Raw genomic sequence first — 18,245 nt, forward strand, 5'->3', positions numbered from 1 at the left:
AATGTACGAAAAATTTGGACAATTCATCGATGGTAACTGGTCTCCTTCAACAGACAAGGGAACTTATGAGGTTATCAATCCAGCGACAGAAGAAGTTTTAGGTCATGCTTCTAAAGCAACATCTGCTGATGTTGATAAAGCATTAAAGTCAGCTGAAAAAGGATTACAAGTCTGGAAAAAAACAACACCTTGGAACAGATCTTATATTCTTAGACGTATAGCAGATAAACTTCGAGAGAAAAAAGATGTATTAGCCAAATGGATGACTTTAGAAAATGGAAAACCATTAGCAGAAGGTGTTGGTGAAACAAATGGAGCAGCAGACATTTTTGAATGGAATGCTGAAGAGACAAAAAGAATTTTTGGACAAACTATTGAAAGTAGATTTGAAGACACAAGAGTTCATGTTTATTACCAGCCAGTTGGAGTTGTAGCAGCATTATCGCCTTGGAATTTTCCACTTATTTTAGCAGCTAGAAAAATATCTACTGCACTTGCCGCCGGTTGTTCGGTAATTATTAAACCTGATACAATCACCCCTGGTGTTGTAATGGAGTTAGTTGATATTTGTAGAGAATGTGGTGTTCCTCCTGGAGCAGTTAATCTTTTATCAGGTGACCCTCCAAGTATTGCATCTCAATTAATTCAATCAGATATTATTAAGAAGATTTCTATTACTGGCTCCGTAAGAGTAGGAAAACTAATATTAAAACAAGCCGCTGATAAAGTTCAAAGAGTAACAATGGAATTAAGTGGTCATTCACCATTTATAGTCTTTGATGATGCTGATATTAAAAAAGCAGCTGATATGGCTATAGCTGCAAAATTTAGAAACAATGGCCAAGTATGTATTTCTCCTAATAGATTTTACATTCATGAAAAAAAGAAAGATGAATTTATAAATCTATTTATAGAAAAAACTAAAAAATTAAAAATTGGTAATGGTATGGATCCTGATACTCAACTAGGTCCTTTAACAACCCAAAAAAGATTGAATGAAATTGAAACACTAGTTGAAAAAACAAAGCAAGAAGGAGCTAAAGTTTTATTAGGTGGAAAAAGACCCGCAGGATTCAATAAAGGGTTTTTTTATGAACCAACAATATTTGATGATGTAAAAGATGATTTTACCATTATGAAAGAAGAACCTTTTGGACCATTGGTTCCAATGTTATCATTTAAATCATTTGATGAAGTAATCGAAAGAGCAAATAATCACGAGCTTGGTCTTTGCAGCTATGTTTGTACCAACTCAATGGAGAGAGCTCATTTAGCATCTGAGCAATTAGAGACAGGATCAGTTGCTGTTAACACAGGATTTGTTGCGATTGCGGAAGCACCGTTTGGAGGTATTAAACAAAGCGGCTATGGTAGAGAAGGTGGATCAATGGCCATCAAAGACTATCTTAATGTTAAATATACTCATATGGGAATTAAAGGCTAAGTTAAATGCAGATAGGGTTTGATGTTGGGGCAACAAAGATTGAAAGTGTAGTTTTAGATAAAGAAGGAACTGAACATTTTAGAGAAAGAAGAGACTGCCCAAAAAATTATAACGAAATTATTAAATTAATAAAAAACACTTCTTTAGAATTAGAGAAAAAAACAACACAAACTCTTCAAGTGGGAGTTTGTCATCCAGGTGTTCATTCACCCCAAAGTGGTCTTGTTAAAAATGCACCCAATTGTGTATGGATTGAAAAAAAACCATTTCAAAAAGATTTACATGAAGCTTTAGGAAGAGAGGTTTTTTGTGAAAATGATGGTAATTGTTTTGCATTATCAGAAGCAATTGATGGTTCAGGAAAAAATTATAAAATTGTTTATGGTATTATTCTAGGTTCAGGAGCTGGAGGAGGACTTGTTATAGATAAACAAATTGTATCTGGACCAAATGGTATTGCAGGAGAATGGGGTCATAATCAACTACCATATATGGCTGCTAAAAAAGAAAACCTTGAAACATCGAACCTTAGAGAGTCTGAGATAGAAAGTTTTATTTCGGGGATAGGTTTAGCAAAAAAATATAATAAAAAACATAAAACAAATTTAAAAACTAAAGATATTTTTCAACTTTACTCTAGACACGATATAGATGCTGAAAAATTTATTGATCAATTTAAAATTAATTTAGCAATGTCATTAGCAACCATTGTAAATATAATTGATCCTGATGCATTTGTTTTTGGTGGAGGTGTTTCTAATTCAATTGATTTTTTCCCTGAAGTTCAAAATCTGGTAAAAAAATACGTTATTGGAAGAGAATATGAAGGAGTTTTTCTTAAACCTAAATATGGTGATGCTAGCGGTGTTAGAGGAGCTGCTAGATTGGGTAGAAAAAGTAACTATTAGTTAATTCTCGTGAAAAGTGATTTTTATTCTTTTTACAAATAGAAATTAATAATTAAATCAATATCAATTAATAAAATCTGTCTAAACAATTGTAAGTTGTGTGTTCAATTAGCACTTACTATTTAAAGATTTTATTTGTACAAATTCTATTCAAACATTTAATTTACTTAAATTAACTAGAAGGAAAAATATGAAAATGAAAAAAGTATTAATTGCATTATTTACAATTTCTTTAGTTCCAAATATTTCATTTGCTGCACCTAAAGCTGAAGTACTTCACTGGTGGACATCTGGTGGAGAAGCAAAAGCTTTGAGTGTTTTAAAAGCTGACTTTGCTGCAAAAGGTGGAGTTTGGACTGATATGCCTGTTGCAGGTGGTGGTGGAGATGCTGCTATGCAAACTTTAAAGGCTCGTATTGTAGCTGGTGATTCACCTGCTGCTGCACAAGTTAAAGGACCTGCAATTCAAGAATATGATGATCAAGGTGTTATCAAACCTTACAACATCGACTCTGTTGCAAAAGCTGAGGGTTGGGACAATTTAGTAAGCAAACAAGTTGCACAACATATGAAGTGTAATAATTTTACGCAATATTGTGCTGCTCCAGTTAACATTCACAGAATTGATTGGTTTTGGGCTAACAAAAGTGTTTTAGACTCTAATGGAATTAAAATGCCTACTACTTGGAAGCAATTTAATGCTGCAGCAGATAAACTACAAGCCGCAGGTATAATTCCATTTGCTCATGGTGGTCAGCCTTGGCAGGATGCTACTGTTTTTGAGGCTGTTGCTTTAGGAATAGGTGGAAATGATTTCTATAAAAAAGCTTTTATAGATTTAGATCCAAAAGCCTTGAGCGGTTCAACTATGGTTAAGATATTTGACCAAATGAGAAAACTTAAAGGATACACTGATGCAGGTTCACCAGGAAGAGATTGGAACGTTGCAACTGGTATGGTTATGGATGGCAAAGCTGCTTTTCAAATTATGGGTGACTGGGCAAAAGGAGAATTTTCTGCAAAAGGCTTAACACCTGGAAAAGATTATCTTTGTTCACCAACACCCTCTAATAACGGATACCTTTATAATGTAGATTCTTTTGTATTCTACAATGTTAAAGGAGCTGATAAATTAGAAGGTCAAAAGTTGCTTGCTAGTTTAATCATGGGTAAAAACTTTCAAAAAGTTTTTAACATGTACAAAGGTTCAATACCTGCAAGATTAGATGTTTCAATGGCTGACTTTGATGATTGTGCAAAAAAATCAAATTCAGACTTGAATGCAGCTAGTAAAGCTGGTGGGTTAATGCCAAGTTATGCTCATGGAATGGCTCTTAAAGGAGCTCAATCAGGTGCAATTACTGACGTGGTGACTGAACATTTCAATTCAAATATGTCTTCAAAAGATGCTGCAAAAAAATTAGCAGCAGCTGTTAAAGCATCTTTGTAATTTTTAATTAAAAGCACTAAAATCTGCGCTACTAACTTAGTAGCGCAGATTACTTATTTATAATGTATTGGTTAAAAAAAAATTTACCTAAAATTGTAGTAGCACCATCTTTTGCGGTAGTGCTTTGGTTTGTGTATGGTTTTATTGGATGGACTTTATATATATCATTTACAAAATCAAAACTATTACCTAATTATGAATTTTGGGGAATTCACCAATATGTTCGCTTATGGCAAATGCCTCGTTGGCATATAGCTGTTGAGAATTTATTTATTTTTACAACTTTATTTATTATTTTATGTATTTTCATTGGTGTTATCCTTTCAATATTTTTAGATCAAAAAATTAGATCTGAAGGAGTTATAAAAACTATTTATCTGTACCCAATGGCATTATCTTTTATTGTTACAGGTACTGCTTGGAAGTGGATTTTAAACCCTACAATGGGAATTGAAAAATTTGCACATCAAATAGGATTTGAAAATTTTCAATTTGATTGGTTGGTTACCCCAGGAATGTCTATTTACACAATTGTAATTGCAGGAGTTTGGCAATCATCAGGATTTATAATGGCTATTTTTTTAGCAGGCTTAAGATCTATAGATGATGAAGTTATTAAAGCTGCAAAAGTAGATGGTGCTAGCACTTTTTCAATTTATATAAAAATTGTTTTACCGATGATGAGACCAGTTTTTATGAGTGCAATTGTAATTTTAGTTCATTTATCAATTAAAAGTTATGACTTGGTAATTGCCTTAACTGCTGGTGGCCCAGGAATTTCTTCAGATATGCCAGCAGTATTTATGACAAAAATGGCTTTTGGCAGAAGTGAGGTTGGTTTAGCATCTGCAAGCGCAATCATGATGTTTGCAACTGTTTCAGCAATAATCGTACCATATCTTTATTCAGAATTAAGAAGGGAGCAAGATGCTAAATAAAAAAAAAGTATCACGTATTTTTCTTTTTTTAGTTTTAGGAATATTTGTCTTTTATTATATTACCCCTTTGTATGTAATGATTGTTACTTCATTAAAGACAATGAACGAAATAAGAGAAGGTAACCTTTTTAGTTTGCCAAACAGTATTAATTTTGAATCATGGAAAATTGCATGGGCTGGTAGAGGTGAAGGAACTAGCGATGTTTTTTTAAAACCATATTTTTTTAATTCACTTAAAATAGCTATACCTGCTCTAATAATTTCAACATTTCTAGGAGCTCTAAATGGATATGCTTTAACAAAATGGAAATTTAAAGGTGCAAATTTAATATTTTTACTATTTCTTTTTGGCACATTTATTCCTTATCAAGCAATACTTCTTCCCATGGCTAGAACCTTGGGTTTTCTTGGAATATCAAATTCCCCATTTGGTTTAATACTTGTTCACACTGTGTACGGCTTAGGGTTCACGACTTTGTTTTTTAGAAACTATTATGTTTCAATTTCAGATGAGATTATTAGAGCTGCTAAAGTTGATGGAGCAGGTTTTTTTAAAATTTTTTTTAAAATATTGCTACCTGTATCATTACCAATCTTAGTAGTGACAATTATTTTTCAATTTACACAAATTTGGAATGATTTTTTATTTGGTGTGACTTTTTCATTTGGTGAAAATGCACCGCTTCAAGTAGCGTTAAACAATATGGTATTAACATCGGCCTCTGTAAAATATTATAATGTTGATATGGCAGCAGCAATTATGGCTGCATTACCCACACTAATAATATATGTGTTAGCAGGCAATTATTTTATTAAAGGACTAACAGCAGGTTCAGTGAAAGGATAACATGGCAACGTTAAATATTAATAATTTAGAAAAAAGATTTAAACAAACAGAGGTTTTAAAGGGAATAAACTTAAACGTTGAAGAAGGTGACTTTCTCGTATTATTGGGCCCATCCGGTTGTGGAAAATCTACGTTGCTAAATACTATTGCTGGTCTTGAAGAATCTAGTGCAGGCGAAATATTAATAGACAACCAAATAGTAAACAACATGGAGCCTAGTGAGCGAGATATAGCTTTTGTGTTTCAGTCTTATGCTCTTTATCCAGCAATGAGCGTCAAAGATAATATTACATTTGGTTTAAAACAAAGAAAAATTTCTAAAGAAAAAATTGATCAATCGTTAAGCAAAATAGCAGAATTGCTTAAGATTACTGAATTGTTAAATAGAAAACCAGCGCAACTATCTGGAGGACAAAGGCAAAGAGTAGCCATGGGCAGAGCATTAGTTAGAGAGCCTAAAATCTTTTTGTTTGATGAGCCACTTTCAAATCTAGATGCAAAACTTAGGATTGAGATGCGTAGAGAAATTAAGAAACTACATAAGAATTTAAAAACAACTATGGTTTATGTAACACATGACCAAACTGAAGCTATGAGCTTGGGAACAAAAATTGCAATAATGAATAATGGTAAAATTGAACAATTTGATACTCCAAAAAATATTTATAATAAACCTAGTAGTGTGTTTGTTGCTGACTTTGTAGGCTCTCCGTCAATGAATTTTATTAAAGGCTCTTTGACATCAAATAATAAATTGATTTCATTCTTACCAGATAATGCAAGTGAAAATGAGACTATAAATTTTAATCACAATAAAGAATTACAAAATAATTCTGCAGCTTTATTCGGTATAAGACCAGAACATATTTTTTTAAAAAAAACTCATGCTGCTAGAGTGGCAAAAGATGAAAATTTTGCTGAAATTAAAGTTAAAACCGAATTACATGAATATATTGGTCATGAACAAATAATTACTTTTAGTTATTTGGGGCAGGAACTATTGGGTAAATTTGCATCTTCTATAGATGTTGAGATTGATAAAGAAATGACACTGTTTATTGATTTAAATAATATTTCTATTTTTGATAAAGATACCAAACAGAGAATATAAGCTATATAATCAATATAATGAAAAGTATTGGGTTTATTGGAATCGGACTCATGGGTTTTCCCATGGCAAAAAACCTTCTTAAATCAGGGTATAATTTAAAAGCCTATAATAGATCTCAAGATAAAGCAGATAGATTAAAAGAATTTGGAGCAGAAATATCCCTATCCGTTAAGGACGTTGTTACTAATGCAGATGTAGTTATTACAATGCTTACAGACGATGCTGCAGTTGAGAAAGTAATGAGTAGTGATGAATTTATATCTAATATTAAAGAAGGAGCTACTGTTATTGATATGAGTTCGGTTAATCCAGTTTTGACCATTAAGTATTCAAAAAAATTAAAAGAAAAAAAAATAAATTATTTAGATGCCCCAGTTTCAGGTGGAACAATAGGAGCTGAAGAAGCAACTTTAGCTATAATGGTTGGTGGTGATGAAGAAACGTTTAAAAATTGCTACGAGCTTCTAAAAAAAATGGGTAACCCTACATTAGTTGGCCCAGTATCATCAGGTCAAATATCTAAATTAGCTAATCAAATTATTGTAGGCGTTACTATTGGAGCAGTTGCAGAAGCAATTACATTATGTGAAAAATCAGGAACCAATCCTAATAAAATGATTGAAGCTTTATCAGGAGGTTGGGCTGATAGCAAAATACTGCAAACGCACGGAAAAAGAATGATTGATAAAGATTTTACACCAAAAGGAAAAACAACAACACAACTAAAAGATATGACTAATATTGTTAATGCAGGAAAGGCTGTAGAGACTCATTTGCCTATTTCGAGCCTAATAAAAGAAATGTATAAAGACTTAGTAGCTGATGGACATGGAAATACTGATCATAGCTCTTTATACAATGCTATTGAAAAAATAAATAAAAAATAGAATGAAATTATTAAGAATAGGAAAAATTGGCCAGGAAGTTCCAGCAGCTATAGATAAAAATGGAAAATTTAGAAATTTATCATCAATTATCAAAGATTTAAATCCAGAAAATATTAATTTTGAAACTCTCGATAAATTAAAGAAAATAAATTTAGAAAATCTAGAAGAGATAGATCGAAGTGGAAGAATAGGATCTTGTATTACTCAACCAGGAAATTTTTTTGCTATTGGATTGAATTATACTGAGCATGCAAAAGAAACTGGGGCAAAGCCACCAGAGCATCCAGTATTATTTAATAAATCTGTTCATTCAATTATAGGACCAAATGACAATGTAATTATACCTAAGAACTCAAAGAAACTAGACCATGAAGTTGAAATTGCTTTTGTAATAGGAAAAAAAGCAAAAAGAGTTTTAGAAAAAGATGCACAAGATTATATTTTTGGATACTGCATTTGTAACGATATAAGTGAGAGAGAGTGGCAAAAAGAAAAAGGCGGTCAATGGGTTAAAGGAAAATCTGGCGATACCTTTGGACCTTTAGGCCCATATTTAGTGACAAAAGATGAGATAGAAGATGTTGATAACTTGAGTTTAACGCTAGATGTTAATGGTAATAGACATCAAACAGGAAATACAAGCCAGATGATTTTTAATTTTAATTTTTTAATTGCTCATATTACTAGTTTTATAACATTAATGCCTGGTGATATAGTGACAACAGGAACACCACCGGGTGTGGGTCTTGGAATGACACCACCTATTTTTTTAAAAGATGGAGATGAAATGGAACTTTCGGTCGATAATCTTGGAAAACAAAATATTAAGGTTATAAAAGAATAATTTGATATGATAGAATTAGTCGTTGCGCTAGGAGCAGGTCTTATTAGTTTTTTATCACCTTGTGTTTTACCTTTAATACCTGGTTATGTTTCTTTTGTTACTGGAAGTTCATTAAATGAAATTTTAGAAAATAAAAGAATTAATTTATTGCCGTTAATAATTTTTTCACTTGGCTTCTCTTTTGTTTTTATTATTTTTGGAGCAACTGCATCCTTTTTAGGGCAAATTCTTTTACAAAATTCACAAATCTTAAGACTTATTGCTGGAAGTATAATAGTTATTTTCTCACTTCAATTGATTGGTATTTTAAATATTAAATTTCTTAATATTGAGAAGAAATTTTATACAAAAAAATCAAACAATATATTCTTTGTATTTATTATAGGAATGGCATTTGGTTTTGGATGGACACCTTGCATAGGACCTATTTTAGGATCAATACTTGCTTTAGCTTCAACAGAGGAAACAATTTATAGAGCAATTATACTTTTAAGCTTTTACTCTTTAGGACTTGCGATACCTTTTGTTTTATCAGGGTATTTGATGCAAAGGTTTCTGTTATTTTCAAAGAATTTTAAAAAAAATATTAATTTAGTAACTAAAGGGGGTGGCATAATACTTTTAATAACTGGGGTTCTAATTTTAACAAACCAATTGCAAATTTTAGGCTACTATATTTTAAACTACTTACCCTTTTTGCAAAACTTCGGTTAATAGGTTAATAACAATCTATACTTATGAAAATTTATCAAATTGACTCAAGTGCCAGAAAAGAAGGATCAAGTTCAAGAGCATTAGCAAAAAAATTATTAGATAAAATCAAAAAACCAGGTGATGAAGTAATTTATAGAGATTTAGATGATGATATGCTTTTTGTTAGTGGTTTAACTGAGTCTGGAATGAAAATCGCAGAAAAAGACCAAACTGAAGAGCATAAAAAAATGTTCGAACTATCAGATAAACTTGTAAGTGAATTAAAAGAAAGTGATATCATTATAATTTCAGCACCAATTTATAATTATGGCCCTCCAGCAACTCTTAAAGCTTGGTGTGACTTAGCAGCAAGAATTGGTGAGACTTTCAGGTTTAAACCTAATGGGAGAAGAGAGGGATTACTTAAAAATAAACAAGCTTATTTAGTAATTACTTCAGGTGGAACTAAATTAAATAGCTCAGAGGATTTTTTAACCCCATGGTTAAAATTTATATTAAATTTCTTTGGAATTGAAAAAGTTGAAGTAATAAGTGCTGATCAGATGGCGTTAGATTATGAAAAATCAATTAAAGAAGCTGAAAGTCAAATTGAGAACATAACACAATGAGCTTATTAAGTGTGAACGAGTACAAATTATATTCAAACTTTTTAAACACTTTAGCAAAAGACTTAAATAAATTTTATTATTCAAAACTCAATAAAACTTTTGCCATATCTAACAAACTAAAAGGCAAAGGGTACGATCCTGTTACAACATCTGATAAAGCATTTGAAAAATTTATCAGATTAAAAATTAAAAAAAAATTTCCAAATCATCAAGTTATAGGTGAAGAGTTTGGTCACAAAAAATCAACTAGTGATTTTACATGGGTGATAGACCCGATTGATGGGACAAGATCATTTGTAATAGGTAACCCAACTTGGAGTAATTTAATATCTCTTAATTTTAAAGGTGTACCAGTTGTGGGTTTAGCAAATTTCCCGATATTAAATAAATATTATTTAAACTTTGATAATAAAAATTCTTTTGTTTTTGAAAAAGGTAAAAAAAGAAAAATTTCTGTTTCAAAAAAAATACTATTTAGTCAGATTAAAGTATCAGGAGCATTTCATGGAGCAGTCTCTCTTAAGCAGCAAAGTAGAATTCCAAAAGTTTTAAAATTAATGCAATTTCCAACTGCAGATGCGTTAAGCTACTCTCATTTATGTGAGGGAAAAATTGATGTTGTTTTTCAAGCTAATAATAAAATTTGGGATATTCACCCATTGATGCCAATTATAAAAGCTTCAGGAGGAATTGTTACAACTTGGGATAATAGAAATGCAGTTAATGCTGGAAATATTTTAGTTTCAGCTAATCAATCTATTCATAATAAAATGCTTAAACTTTTAAAACCTATTTCAAAATAAATGCATACAAGAGCTAAAAAAATATTAGATTTTTGGTTTAAAGAAACCTCACCAAAAAAAAGATTTCAAAAACATAAAGATTTTGATGCACTAATAAAAAATAATTTTTTAAAAGATTATGAACTGGCAGGTTCCAATGAGTATGATGATTGGCAAGATAGCCCCCTTGGTTCATTAGCTTTAGTTATTTTATTTGACCAATTTTCAAGAAATATGTTTAGAGATGACCCAAAAGCCTTTAGCCAAGATCATAAAGCAAGGTTAATAGTTAATGATTCTGTTTATGCAGGATTTTTAGATGAAATGGAACAAGACCAAAGATTTTTTATGTTATTGCCACTTATTCATAGTGAAGAAATAACCGACCATGATATGGCCTACTATTTACTCGATAAATATTTAAAAGATCATCCAGACTTAGTTTCTATAAAAAAATTTTGGAAAGATCACACATTAGCAATTAAGAAATTTCATCGATACCCTCACCGAAACATAGTATTAGGAAGAAAATCTACTCCTGAAGAGATAGAGTTTTTAAGTCAACCGAACTCTTCCTGGTAAACATTCATTAAGTGAACAGGTAAAATAAGATATTCAATATTATCATACCTATAATGATAATATATCGTTTTAATATTTTGATGTGCCGTCTATAAAGAATTTAAGAATTCAAAAATTAACATTATCTTCTCCCTCTATTAGGTAGTTAATATAAACTTCCCCGCAAGGGGAAGTTTCTTATTGTCATCATCCTCACTGAATAATATAAATTTTAAATGAACTTTAAGTTTGTTTATAAAATATGCACTAAATCTGAGTGGCAAGAAGTTAAAAATATAGGTCAATTAACAGGTTCTAAAAAAGATTTAGAAGATGGCTTTATTCACTTTTCAGGTGATGACCAAGTTGCAGGAACTCTTAAAAAATTTTACCAAAATCAAAATGATTTAATTTTATTAAAGGTTGATACTTTAAAGTTAGATCATTTAGTTTGGGAACAAGCATCAGACGGAACTATGTTTCCCCATTTATATTCACCACTTGATTTATCTAATGTTGTAGAAGAATTTGAAATTTCTTTGAAGGATGATGGTTCTCACGTATTACCAGATAATTTCTAAGGGGGACACCCTTTCGGAAACTCCAAAAGAGTTCCCCTATAATTTAGCGATTTACGCAAAATCCATAATAATGGACTTATTTTTTGTTTTCTTATTAACTTTGATTATTAAATCACACCAGCTAAGTGTCAGGTGGTGATAAATTCATAATCGCACCTCCTTTGTTGATATATTCAATATAACATTTTAAAAAACTTCATTCAAAATATTTATTTAAATATATTTATTGAATACAACCTGACTTAAGAATAGAGTCTCGATAATTTAATAAACTCTTCCATAATATTTTTTACTAAATCATTGTTTAATTATTTCCAAGCAAGTTAACCATTAACACACCTATTATAATTAAACCTAAACCAATCATTGAATAAAGATTTGGTATTTGATTAAATCTTATGACGCCAACAATTACTGTTGAAATAATTGTTAATCCTGCAAATGATGCATAGGTAATTCCCATTGGAATATTTTTCATCACCATAGACAAAGCATACATGCATGAAACAATTGTAATTGCGGTAATAATACTTGGAAAGAGAAGGGTAAAACCTTCTGCACTTTTTGCAAAACTATTTGAGGTTACTCCAAGAATAACTGCTAGGAGTAGAAATCCATATGAAGTAGCAAGACTCATTCCTTAACATTAAATGAAATCTTGCTAAATATATATAATTATTTAGGTAATTTAGTTGCCCCTGTTTCAAGTGAAATCATTTTTCCATCTTGATATTTAAAGCCAATTAGGGAAAGGCAAGCCTTTTTCTTCAAGAAATTTTTTATTAAACATTTTTGTAGAATATTTATCACTTCTGTCACAAAGAATGGTCACAACAGTTTTTCCAGGCCCCAATTCTTTACCTAATCTTATTGCTCCTGCTATATTAATTCCACAGCTAGTCCCAAGACTTAGTCCTTCATTTTGAATTAGATCATAAAGAATAGGTAATGCTTCATTGTCATCAATAGAATAGGCATCATCTATTTTAGCATTTTCAAAATTCTTTGTTATTCTACTTGAGCCAATTCCTTCAGTAATTGAGCCACCCTCAGATTTTAATTCACCATTTTTAATATAATTATAAAGAGCAGAACCTTTAGGGTCAGATAAAAATATTTTAATATCTTTATTTTTTTCTTTAAGAGCATTACTTACTCCAGAAATTGTTCCACCTGTTCCAGATGAACATACAAAACCATCAACCTTACCTTCTGTTTGTTTCCAAATTTCTTGTCCTGTTCCCTCGTAATGGCCTTTTGCATTTGCAGTATTGTCAAATTGATTAGCCCAGATAACTCCATTATTGTTTGATGGTCTAAGCTCATCAGCAAGTCTAGCTGCAATTTTTACAAAGTTATTGTCATCTTTGTAGGGTTTTGGAGCAACCAATCTTAGTTCTGCACCTAAATTTCTAAGTAAATCTTTTTTTTCTTGAGTTTGATTATCATTCATTACGATAATTGTTTTGTATCCTAATGAATTTCCTAAAAGTCCTAAGCCAATTCCAGTATTGCCAGCTGTACCCTCAACAACGATTCCACCTTTTGAAATTAATTTTTTTTCTTGAGCGTCTTTAATTAAAGCAAGGGCCGCTCTGTCTTTAACTGATCCACCTGGATTTAAAAATTCAGCCTTACCATAAATATTGCACCCTGTAATTTCTGATGCTGCTTTTAATTTTATTAAAGGAGTATTACCAATTCCTGAAATAAAATCATTTTGAATGTTGCTCATTAATCTGATTTTGTATCACTATCTGGAGTAATACCATAAGGTTTGAATTCACTATCAGCGATACCAACATTTTTCGCAGGTATGCCAACCATTACAGCTTTTTCTGGAACATCTTTTGTAATCACTGCATTAGCACCAATCTTTGCGCATCTTCCAACTCTAACAGGACCTAATACTTGCGCACCTGAGCCAATTACAACTTCATCTTCAATTGTTGGATGTCTCTTTATATTACGCTGATCCTTTGAATTAATACTTGGAGCAATTCCACCTAGTGTTACCATATGATAGATAGTGACGTTATCACCAATTTCAGAAGTTTCTCCAATCACAACTCCCATACCATGATCAATAAATAAATTTTTTCCAATTTTTGCTTTTGGATGAATTTCAATACCAGTTAAGAATCTTGAAAATTGTGAAATAATTCTAGCAATTAAATCAAATTTAGCAGTACTAAAAAAATTAGCAATTCTGTGAAAAAAAACTGCTTTAACTCCAGGATAAGTTAATATTAAACTTAATTTTGATTTTGCAGCAGGGTCTCTGTCTATTATAGATTGTAAAAATTTTTCCATTTTATCTTTTTGCTAGATTGACTTAAAAGCGATCTTTATATAGTCATTATATCTAGTAATTAAAGAGAAAAAAATATGTACAAAAATACCAACTGTTTTCACCTAGCAATACCTTGCGGTGACTTAGAAGTTGCAAAAAAGTTTTACAACGAAGCTTTAGGCTGCAGATTAGATAATTCAGCTCAAGAATGGGCTGATGTTGATTTTTGGGGAAATGAATTAACCCTTCACGCAAGTGCTCATAAATTAGAAAACGAAAGACACGATGTTGATATGGGAAATGTTTCTGTCCCACACTTTGGTGTTCATTTATCAAGAAAAGATTTTGATGCTCTTAAACAAAGATTAAAAGATAATGGTACTAAATATTACGATGAACCTTATTTAAGATTTAAGGGTACTAAATATGAGCAAGAAACTTTCTTTGTAAAAGATCCTAACGAAAACATTTTAGAAATTAAAACTCTTACAAGTAATCCTGAATAACTGTTAAATAACAGCTTATCTTCAAACAAAAACTATCTGGATCAGTCATAATTGATTTTGATAAATTTGTAAAATATAGGCCAGTTATATATATTTTTTATATCTTTATTTCCTTTGACACACTTTGTTCATTCGCGTTAGACTTATTTTTTAAATTAATAGGAGAAAATAATGAAAATAATTAAAACTACACTTGTAGCTGGTTTGATTTCTTTATTTGCTACTTTTTCAACATTTGCTGAGAAAGTAAAAATTGGAGATCCAGGTTGGACAGGTGCAACAGCTATTGCAAATTTATTAGCAGCAGTTGTTAATGATAAAATGGGTGGAGAAGCAGAATTAGTTCCAGGGAACAATACTGCTATCTACGCAGCAATTGATAGAAGTAAAGGTGAAATAGAAGTTCACCCAGATATCTGGCTACCTAATCAACAGGCTTATACTAACGATCTAGTTCCTAAAGGAACTCTTAAGTTAAGTTCAAAGCCGTATGAGGGAAACCAAGGATATTGTGTGTCTCAACAATTTGCTAAAAAAATGAATATTACAGCAATTGAAGACTTAGCTAGACCAGAAGTTGTTAAAGCAATGGACAGCGATGGAAATGGAAAAGGTGAGTTTTGGATTGGTGCTGATGGATGGGCTTCAGCAAATGTAAACCAAGTTAAACTTAGAGATTACGGTTTATATGATGCTGGTATTGAAGGCATAAGAGCAGCAGAAGCTGTTAAAAATGCAAGAGTGCTTGATTCAATTAAAAAAGGTGAGGGCTATGCATTTTATTGTTACAAGCCACATGCAATTTGGGGAATGGCAGATGTTGTAATGTTAACAGAACCAAAGTTTGATGAAGCTAAATATAAAATGGTTCAACCCAAAGAAGATGCTGACTGGTACAAAAAATCTTATGTTGCATCGAAAGATGCTCTTAAACAAATTCAAATTGGTTGGGGAACTTCATTAGAAGCTAAATCACCAGCTATTGTTGAATTTTTTAAGAACTTTCAATTGTCAGCAGATGATGTTTCATTAATGGCCTATCAAATTTCAGTTGAAAAAAAGGATCCAGCTGCTGTTGCTAGAACATGGATGAAAAATAATAAGTCTAAAGTTGACGGTTGGTTAGGACTTTAGGTTAAATTAAATTTTTACCTGGCAACTAAAAAGTTGCCAGGTAGTTTTCTTAAAAAAAATTTATTAAATTTTCGAATGGATCTGATGGAATCAGCTATTGAAATAAAAAATGTTTGGAAAATATTTGGTAATAATTCTGAAGAAGCATTAAATGCTATTCAAAATCAACGTATTTCAAAACAGGAAGCTTTAGAAAAATATAATTCAGTAATTGGTGTATCTGATGTTTCTTTTAATGTTAAAAAAGGAGAGATTTTTTGTGTAATGGGTCTTTCTGGAAGTGGTAAATCTACTTTAGTTAGACATATTAATAGATTATTAGAGCCAACCTCTGGACAAATTTTAATCAATAATGAAGACGTGATGAAGTTTGACTCAAAAAGTTTGCAAGATTTAAGAAATAAAAAAATAGGTATGGTTTTTCAAAACTTTGCTTTAATGCCCCATAGATCTGTACTGGATAATATAGCAATGCCACTTGAAATAAGAGGTATAAGCAAAAATGATAGGCTAGATGCCGCTAATAAAATTTTAGATATCGTAGAACTTCAAGGCTGGGGAAATAAATTTGCTCATGAGCTATCAGGCGGAATGCAACAAAGAGTAGGATTAGCAAGAGCTTTAGCAGCCGATCCTGATTTTTTATTAATGGATGAACCATTTAGTGCATTAGATCCATTAATTAGAAGACAGCTTCAAGCGGAATTTATCAAACTTTCAAAACAAATGAAAAAAACCACAGTGTTTATAACGCATGACTTAGATGAAGCTGTTAGGGTAGGTCATAGAATTGCTATCATGAGAGATGGAAAAGTTATTCAAATAGGAACACCAGAAGAAATAGTAATGAAGCCAGTAGATAACTATGTTGCTGATTTTGTAAAAGGAATATCTAGATTAAAAATTGTTCAAGCTAAATCTATCATGCAACCAATTGAAAAATTCAAAAAAGAATTTGGATCACTGGCCAAAGATTTAGAAAGTGTTTATGAAAATGATTTGCTAAATAAATTGATTGAAAAATCTTCTATTAAAGACGAACCAATATTAGTAATTAACAATGATAATAAAAATGTTGGGGTGATAACACAAGCTGATTTACTTAAGGCTGTTGTAGAGGGTAGTGATGGATAATAGAGCAGTTAAAAATCCATCTAGAGATGAATTGATTACTGATTTTGTAAAAAGTAATCCAAATTACTATATTAAAGAGTTTAAAAAAATTGGTAGTAAACCAACTTATTCATTTTCATTTAATCTATTTGCATTTATTTTAGGTCCAGTTTGGTTTGGAATGCGTAATGTTTGGAATTGGACATTAGCTTTTTTAATTATTGAAACTTTTTCAGTAGTACAAATTATTAGAGGTTTATTTGGCAATATTACAGCAGAAGCTATTGCTAAAGTAGAACAAGTTAAAAGTACAATAGCTTTTAGGAATAAACAATTAGAAGCAGCAATAGAAAATAATCCAGATAAGATTGATGTTTTTAAAAGAAATATAAAATCATTAGAGGATGCTATGCAAGGTTATCTTGATGAGATTACAAGAGTAGAAGCCTCAGCAATTTGGATTACAATTTTTGGATTTATTTTATTGATAGCAGTAAAGGTTGTCCAAGGAGTTTTGGCAAATTCAATTTTGGAAAAAAAATATTCTGAATGGTTATCTGATAAATCTATTGATCCAGGTATGCAGATAAAAAATTATATCTTAAGTAGTGTTTTTACTTCTGTAATAATGATTTTTACTGTTATCCATTACAGCTTTCCAGGTTTACTTCAGTTAATGGATACGTTTCCGACCCATCCAGAAATAAGATTATTTTCAATTAAGTGGATAGAAATTATTTTTGATTATGCAGTTGTTAAAGGAGATGTAATTTTTACTGCTATAACAATTGGTATTAGGTCAGTTCTAGATTTTTTAGAATTACTATTCGTTAAAACCCCTTGGATAGTAATTATAACAGCCATTGTAACACTTACTGGTTTATCAGCTGGACCAAGGGCAGCAATATACTCAACTGGATTTTTATGTTACATGGGATTTTTAGGGTTTTGGGTAAAAGCCATGACAACTCTTGCGTTACTTGGAACTGCTGCAATTTTAAGTATAGCAATTGGTATTCCTCTTGGAATTTATTGTGCAAGAAGACAAAGATTTTATTCACTAATAAGACCCATAATGGATTTCATGCAAACAATGCCAGCTTTTGTATTTATGATTCCAGTTATAGCTTTTTTTGGAACTGGAAAGGTTGCGGCAGTAATTATTACAATGATTTTTGGTGGTACACCTGTTGTAAGACTTACGGTTTTAGGGTTACGTGGAGTGCCAGAAACAATTCGAGAGGCAGCTATCGCTTACGGTGCAACTAAATGGTATTTACTTAGAAAAGTAGATTTACCACTAGCCACACCTTCAATTTTGGCAGGTGTTAACCAAACTGTAATGCTTAGTTTAGCTATGGTAGTTGTAGCATCTCTAATTGGTGCAAAAGGTTTAGGACAAGATGTTCTTGAGGCTTTACAGTATGCTAATGTTGGACAAGGTATACTAGCAGGTATTGCTATTTTGTTTGTTGCTTTAATATTGGATAGAGTTGTTCAAGGTAAAAAAAGAGTTTAATAAAA

At 31.3% G+C, this 18,245-nt stretch carries 20 protein-coding genes; 17 read left to right on the plus strand and 3 right to left on the minus strand.

The window, feature by feature from the left end; all coding sequences use genetic code 11:
- Position 1 precedes the first annotated feature (1 nt).
- From AC5SLL_RS01740 to AC5SLL_RS01800, 13 genes are all read left to right on the plus strand, one after another.
- Complete coding sequence (locus AC5SLL_RS01740) at positions 2-1,444, plus strand: NAD-dependent succinate-semialdehyde dehydrogenase (RefSeq protein ID WP_494586844.1); 1,443 nt, start codon at positions 2-4, stop codon at positions 1,442-1,444.
- A gap of 5 nt (positions 1,445-1,449) precedes the next feature.
- Positions 1,450-2,352, plus strand: coding sequence for an ROK family protein (locus tag AC5SLL_RS01745; protein ID WP_494573483.1), 903 nt, complete (start codon positions 1,450-1,452; stop codon positions 2,350-2,352).
- A gap of 190 nt (positions 2,353-2,542) precedes the next feature.
- Positions 2,543-3,802 (plus strand): ABC transporter substrate-binding protein, encoded by a 1,260-nt coding sequence (locus AC5SLL_RS01750; protein ID WP_494586845.1) that lies wholly within the window; start codon positions 2,543-2,545, stop codon positions 3,800-3,802.
- A 62-nt stretch (positions 3,803-3,864) separates the two neighbouring features.
- Positions 3,865-4,740, plus strand: a complete 876-nt coding sequence (locus tag AC5SLL_RS01755) for a carbohydrate ABC transporter permease (RefSeq protein WP_494573485.1) — start codon at positions 3,865-3,867, stop codon at positions 4,738-4,740.
- A complete protein-coding gene (locus AC5SLL_RS01760) occupies positions 4,730-5,587 on the plus strand; it encodes a carbohydrate ABC transporter permease (RefSeq protein ID WP_494573486.1) in 858 nt (285 codons plus the stop codon). The genes AC5SLL_RS01755 and AC5SLL_RS01760 overlap by 11 nt, the downstream gene beginning before the upstream one ends.
- Position 5,588: 1 nt before the next feature.
- A complete protein-coding gene (locus AC5SLL_RS01765) occupies positions 5,589-6,698 on the plus strand; it encodes an ABC transporter ATP-binding protein (RefSeq protein ID WP_494573487.1) in 1,110 nt (369 codons plus the stop codon).
- Positions 6,699-6,715: 17 nt separating this feature from the next.
- Complete coding sequence (locus tag AC5SLL_RS01770; protein ID WP_494573488.1) at positions 6,716-7,585, plus strand: NAD(P)-dependent oxidoreductase; 870 nt, start codon at positions 6,716-6,718, stop codon at positions 7,583-7,585.
- A gap of 1 nt (position 7,586) precedes the next feature.
- Positions 7,587-8,429, plus strand: coding sequence for a fumarylacetoacetate hydrolase family protein (locus AC5SLL_RS01775; protein ID WP_494586846.1), 843 nt, complete (start codon positions 7,587-7,589; stop codon positions 8,427-8,429).
- 6 nt (positions 8,430-8,435) lie between these two features.
- On the plus strand, positions 8,436-9,143 hold the full coding sequence (locus tag AC5SLL_RS01780) for a cytochrome c biogenesis CcdA family protein (RefSeq protein ID WP_494573490.1): 708 nt from the start codon (positions 8,436-8,438) through the stop codon (positions 9,141-9,143).
- Between the two features lie 23 nt (positions 9,144-9,166).
- Positions 9,167-9,751: an FMN-dependent NADH-azoreductase gene (locus tag AC5SLL_RS01785; RefSeq protein ID WP_494573491.1), complete on the plus strand. Its 585-nt coding sequence runs from the start codon at positions 9,167-9,169 to the stop codon at positions 9,749-9,751.
- A complete protein-coding gene (locus tag AC5SLL_RS01790) occupies positions 9,748-10,554 on the plus strand; it encodes an inositol monophosphatase family protein (protein ID WP_494573492.1) in 807 nt (268 codons plus the stop codon). The genes AC5SLL_RS01785 and AC5SLL_RS01790 overlap by 4 nt, the downstream gene beginning before the upstream one ends.
- Positions 10,555-11,115: a DUF924 family protein gene (locus AC5SLL_RS01795; RefSeq protein ID WP_494573493.1), complete on the plus strand. Its 561-nt coding sequence runs from the start codon at positions 10,555-10,557 to the stop codon at positions 11,113-11,115.
- Positions 11,116-11,330: 215 nt separating this feature from the next.
- Positions 11,331-11,675, plus strand: coding sequence for a DUF952 domain-containing protein (locus AC5SLL_RS01800; protein ID WP_494573494.1), 345 nt, complete (start codon positions 11,331-11,333; stop codon positions 11,673-11,675).
- A gap of 304 nt (positions 11,676-11,979) precedes the next feature.
- On the opposite strand, the gene AC5SLL_RS01805 is transcribed toward AC5SLL_RS01800, so the two are convergent.
- The 3 genes from AC5SLL_RS01805 to epsC form a co-directional block, all read right to left on the minus strand.
- Complete coding sequence (locus AC5SLL_RS01805; RefSeq protein WP_494573495.1) at positions 11,980-12,312, minus strand: DMT family transporter; 333 nt, start codon at positions 12,310-12,312, stop codon at positions 11,980-11,982.
- 96 nt (positions 12,313-12,408) lie between these two features.
- Positions 12,409-13,410, minus strand: a complete 1,002-nt coding sequence (locus tag AC5SLL_RS01810; RefSeq protein ID WP_494586847.1) for a cysteine synthase A — start codon at positions 13,408-13,410, stop codon at positions 12,409-12,411.
- Positions 13,410-13,988, minus strand: coding sequence for a serine O-acetyltransferase EpsC (epsC, locus tag AC5SLL_RS01815; protein WP_494573497.1), 579 nt, complete (start codon positions 13,986-13,988; stop codon positions 13,410-13,412). The genes AC5SLL_RS01810 and epsC overlap by 1 nt, the downstream gene beginning before the upstream one ends.
- A gap of 75 nt (positions 13,989-14,063) precedes the next feature.
- Here epsC and AC5SLL_RS01820 point away from each other — a divergent pair, with 75 nt between their 5' ends.
- From AC5SLL_RS01820 to AC5SLL_RS01835, 4 genes are all read left to right on the plus strand, one after another.
- Entirely contained in the window at positions 14,064-14,474 is a 411-nt protein-coding gene (locus AC5SLL_RS01820; RefSeq protein ID WP_494573498.1) for a VOC family protein, read from the plus strand.
- A gap of 171 nt (positions 14,475-14,645) precedes the next feature.
- Positions 14,646-15,608 (plus strand): ABC transporter substrate-binding protein, encoded by a 963-nt coding sequence (locus AC5SLL_RS01825; protein WP_494573499.1) that lies wholly within the window; start codon positions 14,646-14,648, stop codon positions 15,606-15,608.
- 84 nt (positions 15,609-15,692) lie between these two features.
- Complete coding sequence (locus AC5SLL_RS01830) at positions 15,693-16,742, plus strand: quaternary amine ABC transporter ATP-binding protein (RefSeq protein ID WP_494573500.1); 1,050 nt, start codon at positions 15,693-15,695, stop codon at positions 16,740-16,742.
- Entirely contained in the window at positions 16,735-18,240 is a 1,506-nt protein-coding gene (locus AC5SLL_RS01835) for an ABC transporter permease (RefSeq protein ID WP_494586848.1), read from the plus strand. Before AC5SLL_RS01830 ends, AC5SLL_RS01835 begins: the two co-directional genes overlap by 8 nt.
- Positions 18,241-18,245 lie beyond the last annotated feature (5 nt).

It is taken from the genome of Candidatus Pelagibacter sp. PS_43 (assembly GCF_059417795.1).

Bases quoted from the DNA above. Each gene is read 5' to 3' on its own strand.
- AC5SLL_RS01740 (WP_494586844.1), top strand. From the start codon at position 2: ATGTACGAAAAATTTGGACAATTCATCGATGGTAACTGGTCTCCTTCA.
- AC5SLL_RS01745 (WP_494573483.1), top strand. From the start codon at position 1,450: ATGCAGATAGGGTTTGATGTTGGGGCAACAAAGATTGAAAGTGTAGTT.
- AC5SLL_RS01750 (WP_494586845.1), top strand. From the start codon at position 2,543: ATGAAAATGAAAAAAGTATTAATTGCATTATTTACAATTTCTTTAGTT.
- AC5SLL_RS01755 (WP_494573485.1), top strand. From the start codon at position 3,865: ATGTATTGGTTAAAAAAAAATTTACCTAAAATTGTAGTAGCACCATCT.
- AC5SLL_RS01760 (WP_494573486.1), top strand. From the start codon at position 4,730: ATGCTAAATAAAAAAAAAGTATCACGTATTTTTCTTTTTTTAGTTTTA.
- AC5SLL_RS01765 (WP_494573487.1), top strand. From the start codon at position 5,589: ATGGCAACGTTAAATATTAATAATTTAGAAAAAAGATTTAAACAAACA.
- AC5SLL_RS01770 (WP_494573488.1), top strand. From the start codon at position 6,716: ATGAAAAGTATTGGGTTTATTGGAATCGGACTCATGGGTTTTCCCATG.
- AC5SLL_RS01775 (WP_494586846.1), top strand. From the start codon at position 7,587: ATGAAATTATTAAGAATAGGAAAAATTGGCCAGGAAGTTCCAGCAGCT.
- AC5SLL_RS01780 (WP_494573490.1), top strand. From the start codon at position 8,436: ATGATAGAATTAGTCGTTGCGCTAGGAGCAGGTCTTATTAGTTTTTTA.
- AC5SLL_RS01785 (WP_494573491.1), top strand. From the start codon at position 9,167: ATGAAAATTTATCAAATTGACTCAAGTGCCAGAAAAGAAGGATCAAGT.
- AC5SLL_RS01790 (WP_494573492.1), top strand. From the start codon at position 9,748: ATGAGCTTATTAAGTGTGAACGAGTACAAATTATATTCAAACTTTTTA.
- AC5SLL_RS01795 (WP_494573493.1), top strand. From the start codon at position 10,555: ATGCATACAAGAGCTAAAAAAATATTAGATTTTTGGTTTAAAGAAACC.
- AC5SLL_RS01800 (WP_494573494.1), top strand. From the start codon at position 11,331: ATGAACTTTAAGTTTGTTTATAAAATATGCACTAAATCTGAGTGGCAA.
- AC5SLL_RS01805 (WP_494573495.1), bottom strand. From the start codon at position 12,312: ATGAGTCTTGCTACTTCATATGGATTTCTACTCCTAGCAGTTATTCTT.
- AC5SLL_RS01810 (WP_494586847.1), bottom strand. From the start codon at position 13,410: ATGAGCAACATTCAAAATGATTTTATTTCAGGAATTGGTAATACTCCT.
- epsC (WP_494573497.1), bottom strand. From the start codon at position 13,988: ATGGAAAAATTTTTACAATCTATAATAGACAGAGACCCTGCTGCAAAA.
- AC5SLL_RS01820 (WP_494573498.1), top strand. From the start codon at position 14,064: ATGTACAAAAATACCAACTGTTTTCACCTAGCAATACCTTGCGGTGAC.
- AC5SLL_RS01825 (WP_494573499.1), top strand. From the start codon at position 14,646: ATGAAAATAATTAAAACTACACTTGTAGCTGGTTTGATTTCTTTATTT.
- AC5SLL_RS01830 (WP_494573500.1), top strand. From the start codon at position 15,693: ATGGAATCAGCTATTGAAATAAAAAATGTTTGGAAAATATTTGGTAAT.
- AC5SLL_RS01835 (WP_494586848.1), top strand. From the start codon at position 16,735: ATGGATAATAGAGCAGTTAAAAATCCATCTAGAGATGAATTGATTACT.